General features: G+C 61.9%; 2 protein-coding genes and 1 pseudogene. All 3 read left to right on the top strand.

Annotated features, from left to right (window positions below; translation table 11 throughout):
* Positions 1–342: pseudogene (locus EOC06_RS36690) on the top strand (hypothetical protein); the annotation flags it as partial.
* Between the two features lie 59 nt (positions 343–401).
* Positions 402–680 (top strand): DUF4031 domain-containing protein, encoded by a 279-nt coding sequence (locus tag EOC06_RS36685; protein ID WP_127395824.1) that lies wholly within the window; start codon positions 402–404, stop codon positions 678–680.
* Between the two features lie 203 nt (positions 681–883).
* Positions 884–1,672, top strand: a complete 789-nt coding sequence (gene rpsB / locus EOC06_RS36680) for a 30S ribosomal protein S2 (protein WP_023812937.1) — start codon at positions 884–886, stop codon at positions 1,670–1,672.
* Positions 1,673–1,767 lie beyond the last annotated feature (95 nt).

Here is a 1,767-nt window from a genome sequence, read left to right as displayed (position 1 = left end):
CCGATAGGGTTCAGAGGCTGCAACGCGTCGGACCCTGGGCCCGGCGCCAATCCCCGCATCACGCAGGAGGATATCGCCGAACATCTGAAGCGGATCCGCAACGACTATTGTCGAGGTGGGCTGCGCGACACGATGAATCGGTTCGTTCCGCAGCCGGTCGGGCCGCGTTGCGCCCACATCCGGGTGCCGGAGGCACTGGGCTTGCATGAGCATGCGGACTCTATCGACGATGCGGTTGCCGAGCTGCACCGTCGCATGCAGGATACAGTCACCAACATTGTGGCCGAGCTTGCAGCCAAGGGCAGCTTCATTTTCTATCCGAATCCATTCTATCGTCCCTGACATCCTGACGGGCCACGTGGCCCGCTGTGGTGGAGGATGGAAGGCAAACAGCAAGCTTCATGGCGGTCTATGTCGACGCAGCGATCTGGAACTGGGCCGGCCATCGCTGGTGCCATCTGTTGGCCGACGACACCGACGAGTTGCATCGCTTTGCCGCCCGGCTCGGTCTCAAGCGCTCATCCTACCAGGGGCCGCCCAAGACATCGGCGCCGCATTATGACATAACCGGCTTCGAGCGCGATCGAGCGGTGCGGCTCGGCGCCATCGAATGCAGCCGCGAGGAGATCGTCGCGGTCTTCCGGCGAGTGCGAGTGCCGAACGGGAAGATAAAGCGCTGACGGCAGGGCGCGGATCGTCGCACGCCGCATCACAAATCCCGCGGCGCTTGCGTTTATCGCGCATCCCCTCTATATGCGCGCTCATTCCACACACGGACTTTGGTGTCTGCCCGGGAGAAATCCGGCTGAAACCTCCGGTGGCGTTCGAGGACAAAGTCCAAAAATGCCTGTGTCCGTGGAGGCTAACCGGAAAGGAACTTTGAATGGCACTGCCTGATTTCAGCATGCGCCAGCTTTTGGAAGCTGGCATTCACTTCGGCCACCAGACCCACCGCTGGAACCCGAAGATGGCGCCCTACATCTATGGCGCCCGCAACAACATCCACATCATCGACCTGTCGCAGACGGTGCCTTTGCTGCACCAGGCGCTTAAGCAGGTTTCCGACACCGTCGCCAAGGGTGGCCGCGTGCTGTTCGTCGGCACCAAGCGCCAGGCGTCCGACATCGTCGCCGATGCTGCACAGCGTTCGGCTCAGTATTATGTCAACTCGCGTTGGCTCGGTGGCATGCTGACCAACTGGAAGACGATCTCGAATTCGATCCAGCGCCTGCGCAAGCTCGACGAGATGCTGGCCGGCGAGGCGCAAGGGTTGACCAAGAAGGAACGCCTGAACCTCGACCGCGAGCGCGAGAAGCTCGACAAGGCGCTGGGCGGCATCAAGGACATGGGCTCGACGCCCGACCTGATGTTCGTGATCGACACCAACAAGGAAGCGATCGCGATCCTCGAGGCCAAGCGCCTCGGCATCCCGGTCGTCGCCATCATCGATTCGAACTGCGATCCGGACAAGATCGACTTCCCGATCCCCGGCAATGACGACGCGGCCCGCGCCATCCAGCTCTATTGCGATCTGATCGCCAAGGCTGCGATCGACGGCATCGCCCGCCAGCAGGGTGCGCTCGGCGTCGACATCGGCGCTTCGGTCGAAGCTCCGGTCGAACCCGCGCTCGACCCGGCTCCGGCTCCGGCGTCGGAAGCTCCCGAAGCTTGATAATCGAAGGCCGGTTGCGGCCTTCATCTTTCTCATATTCTGGCACGCTAAACAGACGCACCATCGAATACCGATGGTGCGTCGGTGCATTTAAA

The sequence above is a fragment of the Mesorhizobium sp. M7A.F.Ca.MR.362.00.0.0 genome (assembly GCF_004023175.1).
Lineage (GTDB): Bacteria > Pseudomonadota > Alphaproteobacteria > Rhizobiales > Rhizobiaceae > Mesorhizobium.
This window is presented reverse-complemented; position numbering and strand designations above follow the sequence as displayed.